Genomic DNA, 17425 nt, shown 5'->3' on the forward strand with positions numbered 1-17425 from the left:
GTCAGCTGCTTGGACACGATCTTCAACACGGCGACACGAGCACGAGACATAAACCCGACTGTGACGGATGTCCCGACTCATCAGGGACCTATCAACTGTGACCTATCTCCTGAACCCAGACACCTCCGGGCGCACTTTGTGATGAGTCGGGACATAGGTCTCACCTGAGTCGCGACTTAGGTCTCATCTAGGAAGCCCCTGGCCATCGGCCGGGGGCTTTTTGGTTGTTGCGCCAGTAGGTGTGATGAGTCGGGACATAGGTCTCACCTGAGTCGCGACATCGTTCATAGTTCAGAAGAGCCCGGCCATCGGCCGGGCTCTTTGTTTTCGTCCCGAGAGAGGCCGCGTGCTCGCCGACTTGAGGCATATCGGGTTCCCTGAAGCCGCGACAGCGCGTTCGACTCAGGTCGCGCCGGACAGTCGGACCCCAGACACCTGTCTTGTGGGTGTTGCGCCGCTCTTCGACTGTTAGCGCCGATGGGGTCCGAAAGGTGAGAAATACTCTTGAATACGGAAGGCGCGGGGGCGTACCGTTCGACCATGTACGCGGACGACCCGGACCCTGACGCCGACGATTACGTGATGGGCTACTGGATGTACGAGGAGGAGGGGCGCGCCTACCTGGCCACCCGTCCCGACCTGAACTTCGGGGAAGACCACCTGATCCGCTCGGTGGAACTCACCGATTACGGCCCGCGAGGCGGCACGATCACGGTGAGCGTCTCGTACAACCTGACGCCTGAAGAGACCCAGGCCTTGATCCGGGAAGCTCAGGGCAGGCAGACCCTGCGAGGCGAATAGTCCTCGAACGGCTGCCGAGCCGAGTCTGTGACCTTTCGCATAAATGAGCGACGCACGTTCTCTTGAGTTCGCTCTGCGCACCCTGTTAGCTGAAGTGTCCGTGCTTTCGATCCCCCGCGAAGGCAATTCCCGGACATGGGCGCAACTCGTGGGCGGGCCGGTCGGGCCGTCTGAGGGTGTCCGAGCGGCGGCGGCTGAACCTTTCGGGTAGGTTGGGTCGTCGCCGCACTTCGATGCCCGGGTCCGGAACGCTCACCGGGAGAAGAGATCCAAGATCGCCATCACACCGTGGGTGATCCCATCGAGGATCCGCTCGACCCAGAGCCGTACGGTGTAGAGTCCGACACGCGTCGGGCGGCGCGCGCTCAGCCTGCCGCCCGCCTCACCAGTTCGCCGATCCGCGCCTCGACCTCGGGTGTCAGCTCCGTGATCGCATAGGCGACCGGCCACATCTGCCCGTCGTCGAGGCTCGCCGGATCGTTGAATCCAAGGGTCGAATACCGGGTCTTGAACTTCTTCGCCGGCTGGAAGAAGCAGATGGTCTTGCCTTTCCTGGCGTAGGCGGGCATCCCGTACCAGAGCCGGGGCGTCAGCGTCGGCACGCTTTCCAGGATGACGGTGTGCACACGAGCGGCCAGCTCGCGGTCCAACCCATCCAGTTCGGCGATCTTCGCCTGTACGTCGGCCTCGCCGTCCTCCCGGACGGTCTTCCCGCCTCGGCGGGCAGCCTTCCGCACCTCCGCCGCTCGCTCCTTCATCGCCGCGCGTTCTTCCGCGGAGAACACGTCTGGTGACTTCTCTGGCGTCTCGCTCATCGAACGCTCCTCATTTGCGTGAACCTTGGCTTCGCGTGAACCTTGCCGACGCACCCATCCTAGGGAGAGGGCCATAATGTGCTCGAGGTCCGCAGGCACAGGATGAAGGGAGCACGGGATGCGGAACGAGTCAGTCCCGCGAGCTGAACGCAACCACGCCCGGCCGATGCGTCAGCTCCCACCCGCCCTCGTCGCAAGCTACGCCGGGTCACCCGAGCGCACGCGCTCACTCTTCCGACGCACCCTGGTCATCGTCATCGTCTCGCAGGTGTTCGGGGGAGCGGGACTCGCAGCGGGCGTCACCGTCGGCGCACTGCTCGCCGAGAGCATGCTCGGCGCTCCCGGTTTCGCAGGCTTGTCTGCTGCACTCTTCACACTCGGATCGGCGGCAGCCGCGTTCGTCGTCGGCCGCGTCTCGCAGCGTCAGGGCCGTCGGTCCGGTCTCACGGCAGGCTTCCTGGCCGGCGCTGCCGGGGCGCTGGGCGTGATCGCCGCGGCGACGATCGGCAGTGTCCCGCTGCTCTTCATCTCCTTTTTCGTCTACGGCGCCGGCATCGCCACCAACCTCCAGGCGCGTTACGCCGGAACGGACCTGGCCCCGCCGCACAGGCGCGGAACCGCCGTGAGCCTGGCGCTCGTCTCGACGACCCTCGGTGCTGTCGCCGGACCCAACCTGGTCACCCCGATGGGCCGGGTCGCGACGTCTCTCGGCATTCCCGCTCTCGCGGGCCCGTTCCTGCTCGCGGCCGCGGCCTACCTCATCGCCGGCGTCGTGCTCCTCGTTTGGCTGCGCCCGGACCCGTTGCTGCTCGCGGCGGCCATCGAGGGTGCATCCGCTCGCGCCGGCGTCGACGCGACCGCCGAGGGTTCCGCGCTGACCGCGCTCCGCAATCGCGGCGTGGTGGTCGGGGCCACCGTGATGGTGCTCACGCAGGTGGCGATGGTCGCCATCATGACGATGACGCCCGTCTACATGGGCGCCCACGGCCATGGCCTGACAGAGGTCGGCGTCGTCATCGGGATCCACATCGGCGCGATGTACCTGCCCTCGTTGGTCACAGGCGTGCTCGTCGACAAGCTCGGGCGGATGTTCATGGCGATCGCCGCCGGCGTGACGCTCCTTGCGGCCGGGATCGTCAGTGCGACCGCCCCGCCGGATTCGCTGGCTCAACTGGTGCTCGCCCTCACTCTGCTCGGACTGGGCTGGAATTTCGGACTGATCAGCGGCACGGCACTCGTCGTCGACGCGACGACCCCGCAGAACCGCGCGAAGACGCAGGGCTCGATCGACGTGCTGATCGCTCTCACGGGTTCGGCGGGAGGAGCGCTCTCCGGAGTGGTGATGGCGAGCACCAGCTATGCGCTGCTGTCGCTCGCCGGCGGCATCCTCTCGATTCTCCTGATCCCTGTGGTGCTCTGGTCGCGCCGCCCGACCGCCGCCGCCTGAGCGCGCCAGTCCTCATCGAGTCGTCACGCTCTCCCCTCAAACGCGACGGTTAGGGGGAGTTGGTGACGACTCGAGGGCTCGCATCGACGGCGAGACCTTAGGCTGGCGGCATGGCCGGTGGTGCAGGCGACGAGCGCAGTGTCGCGGAGCGCGTCTTCGCCATCGCCGACGCGTTCGAGCGCGGGGGCGAGCTGACGCTCAGCGAGGTCGCCCGCCGCGCGAACCTGCCGACGTCGACCGCCCATCGCCTGCTCGCCGAATGGGTCTCCTGGGGCGGGCTCGTGCGCGGCGACGACGGCCGCTACCGGGTCGGCATGAAGTTGTGGCGGCTGGGCGTGCGGCAGCCCACGGCACGGCGACTCCGTGAGGTCGCGCGCCCTTACCTCGAGGACCTCCTCGAGGCCACGGGCGAGCACGTCCACCTCGCGGTGCGCGACGGGCTCGGCGTCGTCTACCTGGAGCGCTTCTCCGGGCCTGGTGCGGTGAGGGTGATTAGCGATGTCGGATCACGCCTGCCGCTCCATGCGACCGGTGTCGGTCTCGTCCTCCTCGCCTACGCGCCGCCGGAAGTGTTCGCGGAGGTTCTTGCCGGTCCTCCGCGGAAGTTCCTCCCCAACACGTTGACGGGTGAGGCCGAGTTGCGATCGCGGCTCGCGGACATCCGCTCGACCGGCATCTCCCGGTCGGTGGAGGAGTTGACCCGCGGCGCCTTCTCCGTCGCAGCCCCGGTGCGCGATAGTGCGGGTGACGTGGTCGCGGCCGTCTCGATCATCGCGCATGTCGAGCGGAGGGATGAGCCGCAGTTCCCGCTCGGCGTGCGGATGGCGGCGCGCGGCATCTCGGGAGCCCTCAGCATCCGTCGCTGATTCGCTTTCCACTCAGTGGAAATCCGTACCCCAGAGCGACGACGAGCGACCACGATGGGTAAACCTTCCCATCGACGCGAAAGGCGGGACCCGTGCGAACGCAGGTCGCCATCATCGGAGCCGGTCCCGCAGGGCTCCTGCTCGGCCACATCCTCCGCCGCGCCGGCATCGACTTCGTGATCCTCGAACAGAAGTCACGCGAATACGTGCTGGGGCGCATCCGGGCCGGGGTTCTCGAGCAGGGCTCCGTCGACATCCTGCGCGACCTCGACCTCGACGCCGACCTCCGGGAGCGCGGGCTCACCCACCACGGCATCTACCTGCAGTACGAGAGCAGGCGCCACCACGTCGACTTCCTCGAGCTCGTGGGTCGCACCGTGACCATCTATGGTCAGCAGGCGCTCGTGCACCACCTTCTCGCCGAGCACGACCGGTTCGGCTCCGACGTGCGGTTCGAGGTGGATGCGGTGCTCCCGCACGCCATCGATTCGAACGATCCGTACGTCACGGCCATCCACGCCGGCGAGGAGCTCCGCATCCACGCCGACTTCATCGTGGGCGCCGACGGGTACCACGGCGTGTGCCGGCCGGCCATCCCCGGTGTCTCAGCGTACGAGCGCAGCTACCCGTATGCCTGGCTCGGCATACTCGCCGACGTCGCTCCGTCGACCGACGACCTCATCTACGCCCTGCATCCCGACGGTTTCGCGATGCACTCCATGCGGTCGGTCGAGGTCTCGCGCCTGTATCTCCAGGTCGACCCCGACGAGTCGATCGACGCCTGGCCGGACGACCGCATCTGGGATGCGCTCCAGGAGCGGCTCGGAGTCCCTGGCTGGACGCTCCAGCAGGGGCCCATCACCGAGAAGTCGATCACGCCGATGCGCAGCTTCGTCGCCTCCACCCTGGAGCACGGTCGCCTGTTCCTTGCCGGTGACGCGGGCCACATCGTCCCACCCACCGGCGCGAAGGGCCTCAACTCCGCCATCGGCGATGTGGCGCTGCTCGGCCGCGCGCTCATCGCGCAGCAGGGCGGCGACGAGTCGCAACTGCGCGTGTACAGCGGCTCCGCACTTGCACGCCAGTGGAAGGTGCAGCAGTTCTCGCAGTGGATGACCGAGTTACTCCACGTCGATCGCCGGCTGGCGCCGTCCGAAGCCGCATTCCGCTACCGCAGTCAGGTCGGCCGGCTCGAATACACCACCGCGTCCCGCCATGCCGAGGCGGCGCTCGCCGAACAATATGCCGGACTCCCGTTCTGAGGATGCACCACAGATGACCGAACCCACCCAAAACGAGATCAGCCGCGAGATCGCTGAAGGCCATGCTGCAGCGGCCGAGGCAGGTCGCCTGCCGGAGCAGGCGCTCCGTGACTTCGCTCCGTACCGTAGCTCCCTACTGCGGCATCCGACCCACGAGCTCGTTCGCGCCGATCCCGAAGAGATCGAGCTCGTCTCACCCACCTTCGGGCACTCGGATGTCGGAGTCCTCGAGAACGACCTCACCAGCCAGCACAGCGGCGAACCGCTCGGCGAACGCATCGTCGTCACGGGGCGCGTCCTCGACGGCGAAGGGCGCCCGGTGCGCGGACAGCTGATCGAGATCTGGCAGGCCAACGCAGGCGGACGCTACGTTCACAAGCGCGACCAGCATCCGGCTCCGCTCGACCCCAACTTCAGCGGCGTCGGGCGCGCGATCACCGAAGACGACGGCTCCTACCGGTTCGTCACGATCAAGCCCGGCCCGTATCCGTGGCGCAACCACCGGAACGCGTGGCGGCCGGCGCACATCCATTTCTCCTTGTTCGGTACGCAGTTCACGCAGCGCCTGATCACCCAGATGTACTTTCCGAGCGACCCGCTCTTCGCTCTCGACCCGATCTATCAGTCGATCGTCGACCCAGCAGCCCGCGACCGGCTCATCGCCGAGTACGATCACGATCTGAGCGTGCCCGAATGGGCTCTCGGCTACCGGTGGGACATCGTGCTCACCGGAAACAAGGCGACCTGGATGGAGCCGGAGGAAGGCGAGCATGTCTGAAACGAATGAGCACGCATACCCGCAGACCCCGTCGCAGACGATCGGGCCCTTCTACGGGTTCGCGCTGCCGTACGACGGCGGACCGCAGGTCGCAGCGCCGTGGCAGGCCGACTCCATCCGCCTCCACGGCGTCGTCTCCGACGGGGCCGGCGAGCCGGTTCCGGATGCACTGCTCGAGGTCTGGGGCGCCGACAGCTCCGGCGTCCCGATCGCGAGGGTCGGCAGCATCCACCGCGACGGCTACACGGTAACCGGGTTCGGGCGTGCACCGACCGACCGCGCAGGAGCGTATTCGTTCACCACCGTCAAGCCCGGACCGACCCGTGCCGGCGCGGCCCCCTACCTGCTCGTGACGGTGTTCGCGCGCGGGCTCCTGCACCACCTCTTCACGCGGGCGTACTTCGGCGACGAGTCCGACCGCAACGAGGCGGACCCCTTCCTCGCCGGCGTCGATGAAGCCCGGCGGGGGACGCTCGTCGCGGTTCCCGACGCCGAGCGAAGCTACCGGTTCGACATCCACCTCCAGGGGGAGGCGGAGACCGTCTTCCTCGACTTCCGGGGGGATGGCCGTGGCTGACGCCTTCGATTGGGGACTTCTCGAGCCGGCGGGGGAAGCTGGATCGGCTGCCGGCGACGACGCGGTGCTGAGTGCGCTCGTCGCCGTCGAACGTGCGCTTGTGCTCGCGTGGGCGGATCTGGACGGACGCAACGGCGAAGCGCTGGCGGCACTGCTCGACGCATCGGCACTCGACCGGGGGGCTCTTGTCGCAGGACTCCGCAGAGACGGTGTGCCGGTCATCTCACTGGTCGAACAGCTTCGGGCGCAGGCGGGCGACCGCGCTGACGAGGTTCATCGTGGCGCGACGAGCCAGGACATCCTCGACTCGGCGCTCATGCTCGTCTCGCGCGACGTCCTGGCCGCAGCCCGCGGCGAGCTCCTCGCGGCGGGCAACGCGTTCGCGGCCCTCGCCCGCCGTGAGAGCGCGACACCGTACGTCGCGCGCACGCTCACGCAGGAGGCAGAGCCCACCACCCTCGGCGCCGCCATCGCGGTGTGGCTCGACGCCGTGTCGTCGTCGGTCGAGGCCCTCGACGCTGCGGCGTTTCCCGTGCAGCTCGGGGGAGCGGTCGGCACGGGCGAGGCCTTCGCACGCCTCTCGGGCCGTGCGGATGCGCCTGCCGCACTCCGCGCATCCGTCGCACGTCACCTCCACCTCGCAGATCCCGGGCGGGCCTGGCACACCGACCGCTCGCCCGTGCTCGCCGTCGCCGGGGTGGCCGCACTCGTGTGTGTGAGCGCAGGACGCGTGGGCCGTGCCCTCGCCCTCGGCGCCCGGGACGGCATCCTGCAGCCCGACCAGGGCGGCGGGTCGTCCGCGATGCCGCACAAGCACAATCCGGTCGATGCGGTCATCCTCACTGCGAACGGCCTTCGAGCGGGTGGCCTGGTCGCGACCTTGCACGCGGCGGCGCTCAGTTCCGATGCCCGCCCAGCGGGCGAATGGCATGCGGAGTGGCAGGCATGGCGCGGTCTGCTCCGTCTCGCTGCGGAGAGCGCGGCCGTGCTCGCCAACGCCGCAGCCCATCTGGTGGTCGATCCGCCGGCGGCGACCGGGGCCGTGACCGCGATCGCCGCAGCCAGTGCCGTCGTGGACGCGTCACGCGCCCGGTTCGCCGCGCTCGCACCCGAAGCGGGGATCCCCCGATGACGGTTCCCACCCTCCGCGGATTCATGTCCTCCGCGGCACCGACGGCAGCGGCGAGCCCGCTGCTCGTCCTGCTTCCCTCCCTCGGCACAACAGCCGACCTCTGGAGCGACGTGGTCTCCCGGCTCTCCGCCTCGCCTGACGCTCCGCGCATCCTCCGTGTCGACCTTCCGGGTCACGGCGCCTCGCCGGCCGCCCGAGAGCCGTTCACGGTCGCCGACCTGGCTGCCGGAGTCCTGAGACTCGTCGACGACATCGGCGGCGGCGCATTCCGCGTCGCAGGGGACTCGCTGGGAGGCGCGGTCGCCCTCGAGCTCGCCATTTCAGCCTCGGACCGCGTGCTCGGGTTCGGGATGCTCTGCTCCGGCGCCCGCATCGCCACCCCCGACTCGTGGGCCCAGCGCGCCGCCCAGGTCCGTGCCTCCGGCACGGCATCCGTCGTCGCCGGAAGCGCCCAGCGCTGGTTCGCCCCCGGCTACCTGAATGCGCATCCCGACGGCCCCGGCCCCGCCGCACTCAGCACGCTGGTGGACGTCGACGACGAATCCTACGCGCGCTGCTGCGAGGCGCTCGGCTCATTCGACCGGACGACGGCGCTCGGCGGAGTGCGCGCGCCCGCGCTGATCGTGGCGGGGGCGCATGACCCGGTGTGCACGCCCGAGTCGATGCGGCAGCTGGCCGAACGCCTGCCGAACGCACGCTTCGTCGAGTTGCCGGGCGCATCCCACCTCGTGCCACTCGAGGACCCGGCACGGACCGCAGCCCTGCTGGCCACGCTCCTGGAGGACACAGCCCTGGAGCCCGGTGACCGTTTCGAGCGCGGGATGACGGTGCGCCGGGCGGTTCTCGGCGACGAGCATGTCGATCGCGCGACCGCCGCCATCACGCCCGAGACCGCCGACTTCCAGGACTTCATCACGCGATATGCGTGGGGCGAGGTCTGGGCGCGGCCGCAACTCACGCGGGCCCAGCGCTCGATCGCGACCCTCGCCAGCCTCGTCACCGGCGGTCACGAGAACGAACTGCGGATGCACGTGCGAGCGGCCCTCCGCAACGGGCTGACGCGTACCGAGATCGCCGAAGTCATCCACCACACTGCGCTCTACGCGGGCCTGCCTGCGGCGAACGCCGCGCTTGCCGCGATGCGCGAGGTGTTCGCCGAGCAGAGCTCCGAACCCACTGACCGGTCAGCCGGCGACATCGAGGAGAACGATGGATAAGACGTACGCGAGCGCCGCCGAAGCGGTCGCCGACATTCCTTCCGGAGCGTCGCTCGCCGTCGGAGGGTTTGGCCTGTCCGGCGTTCCGATCGTGCTGATCCGGGCTCTGCTCGCGCGGGGCGTGGACCGGCTCGAGGTCGTCAGCAACAATTGCGGTGTCGACGGCTGGGGCCTCGGCGAATTGTTGTCGGCGGGGCGCATCCGCCGGGTGATCGCCAGCTACATCGGCGAGAACAAGGAGTTCGCGCGGCAGTACCTGGGCGGCGAGGTCGAAGTCGAGCTCACCCCGCAGGGAACACTCGCCGAGCGACTGCGCGCAGGCGGTGTCGGCATCCCCGCTTTCTACACCGCGACCGGTGCGGGCACTGCCGTCTCAGACGGCGGGATGCCCATCCGCTACGCCCCCGACGGATCGGTCGCCGAACAGAGCAGCCCCAAGGAGCTGCGGCCCTTCGACATCTTCGGCCGCAGCAAGGAGTACGTGCTGGAGACAGCCATCAGCACCGACTTCGGCCTCGTACGCGCGGCAGTGGGCGACCGCCACGGAAATCTCCGGTTCGAGAAGTCGGCACGCAACTTCAACCCTTTGGCGGGAATGGCGGGGCGCGTCACGATCGCCGAAGTGGACCGGCTCGTCGAGCCCGGCGAGCTCGGCCCGGACGACATCCATCTGCCCGGAATCTACGTGGACCGGGTCGTCGAGCTGACGGCCGACGAGTCCTCCGACCTGCCCATCGAAAAGGTCACGGTCCGCCCGCGACCGGAGGGACGCTGACATGGCACGCACCCGCGACGAGATGGCCGCTCGAGCCGCCCGCGAACTGACCGACGGCGACTACGTGAACCTCGGCATCGGGCTTCCCACGCTCATCCCGAACCACCTTCCCGACGGCGTGCACGTGGTGCTGCACTCCGAGAACGGGATCCTCGGGGTCGGCCCATACCCCTGGGAAGGCGAAGAGGACCCCAAACTGATCAATGCGGGCAAAGAGACCGTGACAGTGCTCCCCGGCGCGAGCTATTTCGACTCGGCTGCGAGTTTCGGGATGATCCGGGGTGGACGCATCGCCACCGCTGTGCTCGGGGCGATGCAGGTCTCCGCCGCCGGGGACATCGCCAACTGGGCAGTGCCCGGAAAGATGGTGAAGGGGATGGGCGGCGCGATGGATCTGGTGAACGGCGCCGAGCGCGTGATCGTCGTGATGGAGCATGTCGCGAAGGACGGCTCGGCGAAACTCATCCAGCAATGCACGCTTCCCCTCACCGGACGAGCCTGCGTCGACCGCGTCATCACCGATCTCGCTGTCATCGATGTGACGGGCGACGGCCTGGTGCTTCGAGAACTCGCCCCCGGGGTGACCGTCGACGAGGTCGTCGCTGCGACCGGTGCGCCGCTGGCGATCGCACTGATGGAGGCTGCGGATGCCTGAGCTTCGCGACGTCGTCATCTGCTCCCCGCTGCGCACACCGGTCGGCCGGATAGGTGGTGTGCTCGCGCCTCTCCATGCGCTGCAGCTGGCCGAGACCGTGCTTCGAGCGCTCATCGCGCGTAGCGGGCTCGATCCGGCAGCGGTGGATGGCGTGATCGGCTCGCAGGGCTACCCGACGATGGAGGCGCCCGCCTTCGGTCGCGTCGCGGCCCTCAACGCCGGCTTCCCGGTGACGACCGTCGGGTACCAGCTCGACCGGCGCTGCGGCTCAGGCCTGCAGGCCGTGGTCAACGCGGCGATGGAGGTGCAGACCGGAGTCAGTGACGTGGTCGTCGCCGTCGGCGCCGAGTCGATGTCGAACGCGCCCCTCTACACCGAGCAGGGCCGCCGGGGTGTTCCGGCCGGTGGGTTGTTCCTGCACGACGCGCTGGCGCGGGGTCGCGAGACCGTCGGTGGCCGCGACTATCCCACGCCCGACGGCAACGTCGGTACGGCCGAGACGCTGCGCCGGGAGTACGGCATCACCAGGGAAGCGCAGGATGCGCTCTCCCTCCGCTCGCATCAGCGCGCGGTCGCCGCGCAGGAGTCCGGCGCGTTCGACGCCGAGCTGGTGCCGGTGGACGTGCCGGGACGACGCGGCGTCGCCGTGGTCGACCGGGACGAGCATCCGCGTGCCGACACCTCGCTGGAGGCGCTCGCGGCGCTTCGGCCGGTGCTTCAGCGAGTCGACCCGGATGCGACAGTGACCGCCGGAAACTCGAGCGGCCAGAACGACGCGGCCGCTGCCTGCGTCGTGACCACGCCCGAGCGCGCGGCAGCACTCGGCCTCACTCCGGCACTGCGGCTGCGGTCGTGGGCGGTGGCCGGTGTGGATCCGCGAGTCTTCGGCATCGCTCCTGTGCCCGCCGCGAACCTCGCGCTCGAACGCGCGAGCGTCGGCTGGGCCGACGTCGACGTGATCGAACTGAACGAAGCGTTCGCCGTGCAGGTGCTCGCCTGCCTCGCCGACTGGGGCATCGACGCGGAGGACCCGCGGCTCAACCCCCGTGGCAGCGGCATCTCGATCGGTCATCCGATCGGAGCCACCGGGCTGCGCATGCTCGCGACGCTCGCCAGCGAGCTGCCCGCCCTTGATGGAACCCTCGCCGTCGAGACGATGTGCATCGGCGGAGGCCAGGCGCTCGCGGCCGTATTAGAGCGCGTCTGAGCGCCCGCCCGCACCCCTCGAAGCCTGTTACCGGAGCGGGAACGGACGCAGCGGCACGCCCCCGAGCTCCTCGTCGATGCGGATCAGCTCGTTCCATTTGGCGGTCCGCTCGCCGCGGGTGATCGAGCCCACCTTGACGAGGTCCGCACCCCAGCCCACCGACAGGTGTGCGACCGACACGTCTTCGCTCTCACCCGAACGCGCCGAGACGATCGTGCCCCAGCCCACCGCGCGCGCGGCCGCGTGAGCTTGCGCGGCGCGGCTGACCGTGCCCGCCTGGTTGACTTTGATCAGCGCCGTGTTGCAGGCCCCGTCGGCAGCGGCAGCGGTGATCCGTTCCGGACTCGTGACGATGTAGTCGTCGCCGACGATGAGAGAACGCTCGCCCAGAACGGCGGTCGCGGTGCGCATCCCGTCCGGGTCGTGCTCGCCGGCCGGGTCCTCGATCGCGACGATGGGATAGTCGCGCAGCCACGAATCGATGACGCCCACCCACTCGTCGGCGGCGTACGTCCGCCCCTCCGACGAGAGGGTGTAGTTGCCGCCCGCTTCGAACTCGCTCGCGGCGACGTCGAGGGAGATCGCCATGTCGATGCCCGGTCGAAGACCCGCTCGGACGATGCCATCCGTCAGCAGCGCGAGGGCCTCCTCGTTGCGGGCGACAGCGGGCCAGTGGCCGCCCTCGTCGGCCACGCCGAGCACCGGACCACGCGCCGCGAACAATTCGCCGGTGCAGCGATAGACCTCGGCCACCTGGCAGAGCGCATCGGCGATCGACGCCGCCGTCAGCGGCACGACCATGAAATCCTGCAGGTCGACGCGCCGGGCAGCGTGAGCGCCGCCGCCGATGATCTGCACCTCAGGGCGCGGAAGGGATCGGACGTCGGTATCCAGATACCGCCAGAGCGGCTCGCCGGCGACCGCGGCCGCCGTGTGCAGGGTCGCCAGCGAGGTTGCGACCGTCGCATTCCCGCCCAGGTATGAACGTGTCGGGCTCGGGTCCAGCTGGTCGATGATCGAATCGATCTCCTCCTGTGCGCTGACATCGACACCGGTCAGCGCGGGCGCGATCACCGTGCGGACGCGTTCGATGGCGTCGCCGACATTCATCCCTCCCAGTCGGGTGCCGCCGTCGCGCAGGTCACTGGCTTCGGCCGAACCCCGGGACGCGCCGGCGGGAGCGATCGCCCGCCCGCGGACGCCACCCGCCGTGAAGATCTCTACCTCCACGGTCGGGCGGCCGCGCGAATCCCAGACGCGTCGTGCGCGGAGCTCGCTGATCGGCTGGCTCATGAGAGGGCATCCTTCCAGGCGCTGAAGACAGTGCGCGGGTCGCGGAGCGGAGTATGGATGTTCGGGGTCGCGAACGCTCGCACGGCATCGTGATGGGCGGGGGTGAGGTACTCGGCCGGCGAGCGCCCATCGACGCGGGCCAGGAGGAGTGCAGGCAGCAGCTCTGCCGTGCGGCTGAGCAGGAGGTCGCGCGATTCCCATTCCACATGCGGCAGGTACGAAGCGATCAGAGCGCCGTAGGAGGCCTCGACCGCAGGCCGGTGCGTGTCGAGTACCAGGTATTTCAGCAGCAGGTGGTTGAGGCAGAAGGCGAGATCGAAGGCCGGGTCGCCCCACCACGCGCACTCGGCGTCGAGGAACACCGGGCCGTCCGGCCCGACGAGGATGTTCTTCGGGCTCACGTCGCCGTGCACGAGAGCGAGCCGGGTACTCAACGTCCTCGCCGCGATCCGCTCGAGGGCGGGAGCCAGTTCAGGATGCCGGGCGCCGGTGTGCTCCAGATACGGTTGTATCCGCAGTGCGGCGAACAGGTCGCTCGTGTCGAAGTCCTGTGCGAGGTCGGGACGGGCAGCGCTCATCCGATGGATCCGGCCGAGTCGGTCGCCTACCCCGGTCGCAACGTCCGGATCGATGCGTCCGGCGAAGAGTTCGGACTTCCATACCGGATAGTCCTCCGGCTCGAGGTATTCCATGGCCAGGAGGTTCTCCTGCGGGTCGCTCGCAAGAATGCGCGGACACGCTCCGGGGACGAGATCGCCGACGACGCGCAGCCATTCGGCTTCGTACCGGCTCCGGGTGAGCGGGGCATGCCAGTCGCCGACCTTCAGCTCCTCCAGCGGCTGCTTGACGACGAGCTCGGCTTCCCCCGACCGGACCAGCCAGATCTCCGACGAGACCCCGCCGGTCAGGGGGAGCCCCTCCGGGGCGCCGGGTCCCGGAAGCAGTCCGTTCCGCCGGAGGAAATCGGCCAGCTCGGCCGGCACCGCGCGCGTAGCCTGCATCATGGTCACGCCTGCTGCAGTGCCGCGTGGAAGGCGACCTCGGGGGCGACACAGTGCTGCTGCAGGGATCCCACACCGGCGACGACCGTGTCGACCACGTCGCCTGGCCGCAGATAGCGCGGCGGCTTCATCCCGAGGCCCACTCCGGACGGCGTGCCGGTGAGGATCAGGTCGCCCGGGTACAACGTGAGCACGTGCGACAGGTACGACACCAGCTCGGGAACCGGGAAGATCAGGTCCGCGGTGGTACTCGACTGCACGGTCTCCCCATTGACCCGGCACGAGAGTTCGATGTCGTCCCGGTCCGGATACTCGTCAGGGGTGGTGAGCACGGGCCCCAGCGGAAGGAAGCCGGCGAACGACTTGCCGACACTGAACTGAGGGGCGGATCCGCCGGCCAGCTGCACATCTCTCGCCGAATAGTCCTGCGCAGCGGTCAGGCCGGCGACGTGATCCCACGCCGCTGCCGGCGTGACGCGCCGGGCCTCGCGTCCGATCACGACGGTGAGCTCGACCTCCCAGTCGACCTGGTCGGTCGGGAGCTCGAGAATCCCGACCGGCGCGGCGATGCTGGCGGGGAATTTCGTGAAGACGAGTGGCGCATCCGGCAGCTCCAGTCCGCTTTCGAGCGCATGCGCGCGGTAGTTGAGACCGACCGCGAAGACCTGGCGCGGGCGTGGCACGACCGCATCGAACTCGGTCGGCGCGGGGAGCGCGGACTCGCCGGGCGACCCGCGCGTAATCGTGACGCCGTCTGCCCAGGCGCGGAACGCATCCCAGCGCTCGTAGACCTCTTGCACGTCGGGCCCGAACGCGCCGTCACTCGCCGCATGGACGTCGAGCACGCTCGTGTCGCCGACGAGGACGGCGCGGCCGCCGATGTTTGCAATCTTCATCTGCTTCTTCCGTGCCTTCAGGCGGCGGTGATGCCGCCGTCGATGATGAGTTCCGAACCGGTGATGAACGACGCTGCGTCGCTCGCGAGATACAGGGCGGCATCGGCCACCTCACTCGGAGTGCCGAGGCGTCCGAGAGGCTGGCGCGCGATCAGCTGCTCCCGGTGGGCGACGGGGTCGCTCGCCTCGCTCAGGAGACGGCCGACCCACGGCGAGTCCACTGTTCCGGGGCAGATGCAGTTGCAGCGGATGCCCGCCTTCGCCCACTGGACGGCGATCTGCTTCGTCAACGCGATGACGGCGCCCTTGCTCGCGCAGTACGCGGCCCGGTCCGGGAGTCCGATCGAGCCGGCGACAGAGGCCGTGTTGACGATCACGCCGCTGCCCGCCTCGAGCATCTGCGGGATGACGGCCCTGCTCATCAGGTACGTTCCGCGCACGTTCACGCTGAAGACCCGATCCCATTCCTCCGGCTCGCAGTCGATGAGGTTCTTCGTCGAGCCGATCCCCGCATTGTTGAACAGGGTGTCGACCGGGCCGCCCGCGAGCGCAGCCCGCACTGCCTCGTCGACCTGGTCCACCTGGGAGATGTCTGCGCTCAGGCGCATGGCGCCGTCGGGGATCCTGTCGGTCGCGAGATCGATGCCCACCACCTCGGCGCCGCGGGCGAGAAGTCCGCGCACGAGTTCGAGTCCGATGCCGGAGCCGGCGCCGGTGACGATGGCACGCCGACCACGGAAGTCGTCGATGGGGAAGGGCCGTACCTGAGCGCTCACGCGATGTTCTCCTTTGCTGCGGGGTGTCCGTACGCGGCCTGCTCCAGGCCGCGGATGTAGCCGATCGCGAACAAGCGCCCCAGCGTCTCGTAGCCCGGGCGCTGGTTCGACTCGCCGTCGAGCGTCGGAACGTGGTCTGGCCGCATGGGGCCCTCGAATCCGATCTCGTGGTACGCACGCATGCACTCGGGGAGGTCGGTCTGCCCCGCGTCGTGGAAGGTCTCCTGGAACTTCTCGACGGTGCCCTTCACGTCGCGGAAATGCACGAAGGGGATGCGCTCCGAGCCGAACTCCCGGATCAGGGCCGGCAGGTCCGTCTCGCCGTCGATCACTTCGCGCATGAGGGCGAAGTTGCCCTGGCAGAAGGTGATCCCGGAGTTCTCGGAGGGCACGATTTCGAGCATCCGGCGGTAGGCGGCGACCGAGCTCATGATGCGCGGAAGGTTCCGGTCCCACGGGCGGGGCGGGTCATCCGGATGCAGGCCCAGACGCACGCCCGCCTCCTCGGCTACCGGGACCACGGCCTTCAGGAAGTATTCGAGTGCAGACCACAGCTGCTCTTCGGTGACCTCGCCGGGCTGGACGAGGGGCGGCTTCTTCTCCGACTCGGCGAGCGAGAACCCGGTGACGAGGGCGCCCCCGCGCGTGGGGATCGCGGTGTCGGTGCGGCCCCAGCTGGAGAGGGCCATCCAGTTGTAGCAGAGGGTGGTGACGCCCAGCTCGCCCATCGCCTTCACCTGGGTGATGACGTTGTCGATCTCTTCGTCGCGGCCGGGAAGACCGAGCCGCGCCTTGTCCATCGGCGCGCTGTCCTCGAAGCCGACGACGGTGAAGCCGTGGTCGGAGAAGAGTTCGCTGTTGTGTTTCAGCGCCTTCTTACCCCACGGCACCTCGTCCGCGTCGATGTCACCGAACCCTCTGGCGCCGACGGATGCGAACATCCGCTGGTCCTGCTCGGCGCCGTTGAGGAGCGCGACGATGGTGTCGACGCCGCACTGCTTGATGAGTTTCCAGGATGCCTCCGGTCGCGGCGGCAGCATCTCACTGAGTTGTATCGAGGTCATGTCCTGTCCTTATCTGTGAAGTCGCGGTGTGGTGCGGGTCGGCTCAGGCGTCGGGGAGTGGCGCGGCGATGCGGCAGAGCAGGCCGCCGTCGACGGTGATCTGCGCGCCCGTGATGAAACTCGCGCGGTCGCTGGCGAGGAAGGAGACGACCTCGCCGATCTCACCCGGTCGTGCGATGCGGCCGAGCGGATGCGCGCTGCCCCACGTCGCGAGGACCGATTCGATGCCCGCGGGTGTGCCGTCCGAGAACTCCGAAGCAGAAGTGCGCAGCATCGGTGTGTCGACGGAGCCGGGGAGCACGCTGTTCACCCGCACGCCGTACTGAGCTTCGTCGACCGCCATCGCCCGGCACAGCGCATTCAGGGCGCCCTTGCTGGCGACGTAGGCCGCGACGAGATTCTGGTTGGCGACGCCCTGCACCGACGAGATCACGGCAACGCTGCCGTTCCCGGTCGAACGGATGGCCGGCAGCGCGACATGGGCCGCCAGGTAGACGCCTTTCACATTGACGTCGAACACTTCGTCCCAGAGAGCGGGCGACGTCTCGACCACATCGCCGTACCGCTGGATGCCTGCGGAGGTCGCGAGGTGGTCGAGCCGACCGAACTCGCTCAGCGCGAGACCCACGGCCCGCTCGCTCGTCTCGATGTCGTCGATCGGTCCGATGGTCGCGACGGCGCGGCCGCCCGCAGCCTCGATCTCCGCGACCGTCTCGTCGGCGGCATCCTGCGTCAGTCCGTGAACGACGACCGAGGCGCCCTGCCGTGCGAAGGCCAGGCAGATGCCCTTTCCGATGCCCTGCGAGCCGCCCGTCACCAGGGCGACCTTGCCGTCGTGCTCTGCCATCTTCGTCTTCCTCTCG

General features: G+C 69.0%; 18 protein-coding genes. 11 read left to right on the top strand and 7 right to left on the bottom strand.

Annotation, left to right across the window (positions count from 1 at the left end):
• The first annotated feature begins 540 nt into the window (after window positions 1-540).
• Window positions 541-801 (top strand): hypothetical protein, encoded by a 261-nt coding sequence (locus G3T36_RS19040; RefSeq protein ID WP_163291461.1) that lies wholly within the window; start codon window positions 541-543, stop codon window positions 799-801.
• A gap of 365 nt (window positions 802-1166) precedes the next feature.
• On the opposite strand, the gene G3T36_RS19045 is transcribed toward G3T36_RS19040, so the two are convergent.
• Window positions 1167-1616, bottom strand: a complete 450-nt coding sequence (locus G3T36_RS19045) for an iron chaperone (protein ID WP_163291462.1) — start codon at window positions 1614-1616, stop codon at window positions 1167-1169.
• Between the two features lie 118 nt (window positions 1617-1734).
• Between G3T36_RS19045 and G3T36_RS19050 the strand changes: the two genes are divergently transcribed.
• The 10 genes from G3T36_RS19050 to G3T36_RS19095 all read left to right on the top strand — a co-directional run bounded on the left by G3T36_RS19050 (window position 1735) and on the right by G3T36_RS19095 (window position 11532).
• Complete coding sequence (locus G3T36_RS19050; RefSeq protein ID WP_163291463.1) at window positions 1735-3063, top strand: MFS transporter; 1329 nt, start codon at window positions 1735-1737, stop codon at window positions 3061-3063.
• Window positions 3064-3173: 110 nt separating this feature from the next.
• Window positions 3174-3929 (top strand): IclR family transcriptional regulator, encoded by a 756-nt coding sequence (locus G3T36_RS19055; protein ID WP_163291464.1) that lies wholly within the window; start codon window positions 3174-3176, stop codon window positions 3927-3929.
• Window positions 3930-4021: 92 nt separating this feature from the next.
• Window positions 4022-5191, top strand: a complete 1170-nt coding sequence (locus tag G3T36_RS19060) for a 4-hydroxybenzoate 3-monooxygenase (protein WP_163291465.1) — start codon at window positions 4022-4024, stop codon at window positions 5189-5191.
• Between the two features lie 13 nt (window positions 5192-5204).
• A complete protein-coding gene (pcaH, locus tag G3T36_RS19065; protein WP_338031651.1) occupies window positions 5205-5969 on the top strand; it encodes a protocatechuate 3,4-dioxygenase subunit beta in 765 nt (254 codons plus the stop codon).
• A complete protein-coding gene (gene pcaG / locus G3T36_RS19070) occupies window positions 5962-6546 on the top strand; it encodes a protocatechuate 3,4-dioxygenase subunit alpha (protein WP_163291467.1) in 585 nt (194 codons plus the stop codon). Before pcaH ends, pcaG begins: the two co-directional genes overlap by 8 nt.
• A complete protein-coding gene (locus G3T36_RS19075) occupies window positions 6539-7678 on the top strand; it encodes a lyase family protein (RefSeq protein WP_163291468.1) in 1140 nt (379 codons plus the stop codon). Before pcaG ends, G3T36_RS19075 begins: the two co-directional genes overlap by 8 nt.
• Window positions 7675-8895 (top strand): bifunctional 3-oxoadipate enol-lactonase/4-carboxymuconolactone decarboxylase PcaDC, encoded by a 1221-nt coding sequence (gene pcaDC / locus G3T36_RS20200; RefSeq protein ID WP_338031652.1) that lies wholly within the window; start codon window positions 7675-7677, stop codon window positions 8893-8895. Before G3T36_RS19075 ends, pcaDC begins: the two co-directional genes overlap by 4 nt.
• Window positions 8888-9670 carry a CoA transferase subunit A gene (locus tag G3T36_RS19085; protein ID WP_163291469.1) on the top strand — a complete coding sequence of 261 codons (783 nt, stop codon included), beginning with the start codon at window positions 8888-8890 and terminating at the stop codon, window positions 9668-9670. Before pcaDC ends, G3T36_RS19085 begins: the two co-directional genes overlap by 8 nt.
• A gap of 1 nt (window position 9671) precedes the next feature.
• Window positions 9672-10325, top strand: a complete 654-nt coding sequence (locus tag G3T36_RS19090; RefSeq protein WP_163291470.1) for a CoA transferase subunit B — start codon at window positions 9672-9674, stop codon at window positions 10323-10325.
• Complete coding sequence (locus G3T36_RS19095) at window positions 10318-11532, top strand: acetyl-CoA C-acetyltransferase (protein ID WP_163291471.1); 1215 nt, start codon at window positions 10318-10320, stop codon at window positions 11530-11532. The genes G3T36_RS19090 and G3T36_RS19095 overlap by 8 nt, the downstream gene beginning before the upstream one ends.
• A gap of 27 nt (window positions 11533-11559) precedes the next feature.
• Here the strand turns inward: G3T36_RS19095 and eno are convergent, their stop codons facing one another.
• The 6 genes from eno to G3T36_RS19125 are packed head-to-tail and all read right to left on the bottom strand — an operon-like array spanning window position 11560 to window position 17409.
• Window positions 11560-12825 carry a phosphopyruvate hydratase gene (gene eno, locus G3T36_RS19100; protein WP_163291472.1) on the bottom strand — a complete coding sequence of 422 codons (1266 nt, stop codon included), beginning with the start codon at window positions 12823-12825 and terminating at the stop codon, window positions 11560-11562.
• Entirely contained in the window at window positions 12822-13829 is a 1008-nt protein-coding gene (locus G3T36_RS19105) for a phosphotransferase family protein (RefSeq protein ID WP_163291473.1), read from the bottom strand. The genes eno and G3T36_RS19105 overlap by 4 nt, the downstream gene beginning before the upstream one ends.
• Window positions 13830-13831: 2 nt before the next feature.
• Window positions 13832-14722, bottom strand: a complete 891-nt coding sequence (locus G3T36_RS19110) for a fumarylacetoacetate hydrolase family protein (RefSeq protein ID WP_163291474.1) — start codon at window positions 14720-14722, stop codon at window positions 13832-13834.
• 17 nt (window positions 14723-14739) lie between these two features.
• Window positions 14740-15498 carry an SDR family NAD(P)-dependent oxidoreductase gene (locus G3T36_RS19115; protein ID WP_338031653.1) on the bottom strand — a complete coding sequence of 253 codons (759 nt, stop codon included), beginning with the start codon at window positions 15496-15498 and terminating at the stop codon, window positions 14740-14742.
• Window positions 15495-16562: a mannonate dehydratase gene (locus G3T36_RS19120; RefSeq protein ID WP_163291475.1), complete on the bottom strand. Its 1068-nt coding sequence runs from the start codon at window positions 16560-16562 to the stop codon at window positions 15495-15497. Before G3T36_RS19120 ends, G3T36_RS19115 begins: the two co-directional genes overlap by 4 nt.
• A gap of 43 nt (window positions 16563-16605) precedes the next feature.
• Window positions 16606-17409, bottom strand: a complete 804-nt coding sequence (locus G3T36_RS19125; protein WP_163291476.1) for an SDR family NAD(P)-dependent oxidoreductase — start codon at window positions 17407-17409, stop codon at window positions 16606-16608.
• Window positions 17410-17425: the final 16 nt, after the last annotated feature.

Origin of the sequence: Leifsonia tongyongensis (genome assembly GCF_010686705.1) — a bacterium.
In the GTDB taxonomy this organism is placed as follows: Bacteria; Actinomycetota; Actinomycetes; order Actinomycetales; family Microbacteriaceae; genus Diaminobutyricibacter; species Diaminobutyricibacter tongyongensis.

Bases quoted from the DNA above. Each gene is read 5' to 3' on its own strand.
- pcaG (WP_163291467.1), top strand. From the start codon at position 5,962: ATGTCTGAAACGAATGAGCACGCATACCCGCAGACCCCGTCGCAGACG.
- G3T36_RS19085 (WP_163291469.1), top strand. From the start codon at position 8,888: ATGGATAAGACGTACGCGAGCGCCGCCGAAGCGGTCGCCGACATTCCT.
- G3T36_RS19105 (WP_163291473.1), bottom strand. From the start codon at position 13,829: ATGATGCAGGCTACGCGCGCGGTGCCGGCCGAGCTGGCCGATTTCCTC.
- G3T36_RS19055 (WP_163291464.1), top strand. From the start codon at position 3,174: ATGGCCGGTGGTGCAGGCGACGAGCGCAGTGTCGCGGAGCGCGTCTTC.
- pcaDC (WP_338031652.1), top strand. From the start codon at position 7,675: ATGACGGTTCCCACCCTCCGCGGATTCATGTCCTCCGCGGCACCGACG.
- G3T36_RS19090 (WP_163291470.1), top strand. From the start codon at position 9,672: ATGGCACGCACCCGCGACGAGATGGCCGCTCGAGCCGCCCGCGAACTG.
- G3T36_RS19095 (WP_163291471.1), top strand. From the start codon at position 10,318: ATGCCTGAGCTTCGCGACGTCGTCATCTGCTCCCCGCTGCGCACACCG.
- G3T36_RS19045 (WP_163291462.1), bottom strand. From the start codon at position 1,616: ATGAGCGAGACGCCAGAGAAGTCACCAGACGTGTTCTCCGCGGAAGAA.
- G3T36_RS19120 (WP_163291475.1), bottom strand. From the start codon at position 16,562: ATGACCTCGATACAACTCAGTGAGATGCTGCCGCCGCGACCGGAGGCA.
- pcaH (WP_338031651.1), top strand. From the start codon at position 5,205: ATGACCGAACCCACCCAAAACGAGATCAGCCGCGAGATCGCTGAAGGC.
- G3T36_RS19040 (WP_163291461.1), top strand. From the start codon at position 541: ATGTACGCGGACGACCCGGACCCTGACGCCGACGATTACGTGATGGGC.
- eno (WP_163291472.1), bottom strand. From the start codon at position 12,825: ATGAGCCAGCCGATCAGCGAGCTCCGCGCACGACGCGTCTGGGATTCG.
- G3T36_RS19125 (WP_163291476.1), bottom strand. From the start codon at position 17,409: ATGGCAGAGCACGACGGCAAGGTCGCCCTGGTGACGGGCGGCTCGCAG.
- G3T36_RS19110 (WP_163291474.1), bottom strand. From the start codon at position 14,722: ATGAAGATTGCAAACATCGGCGGCCGCGCCGTCCTCGTCGGCGACACG.
- G3T36_RS19050 (WP_163291463.1), top strand. From the start codon at position 1,735: ATGCGGAACGAGTCAGTCCCGCGAGCTGAACGCAACCACGCCCGGCCG.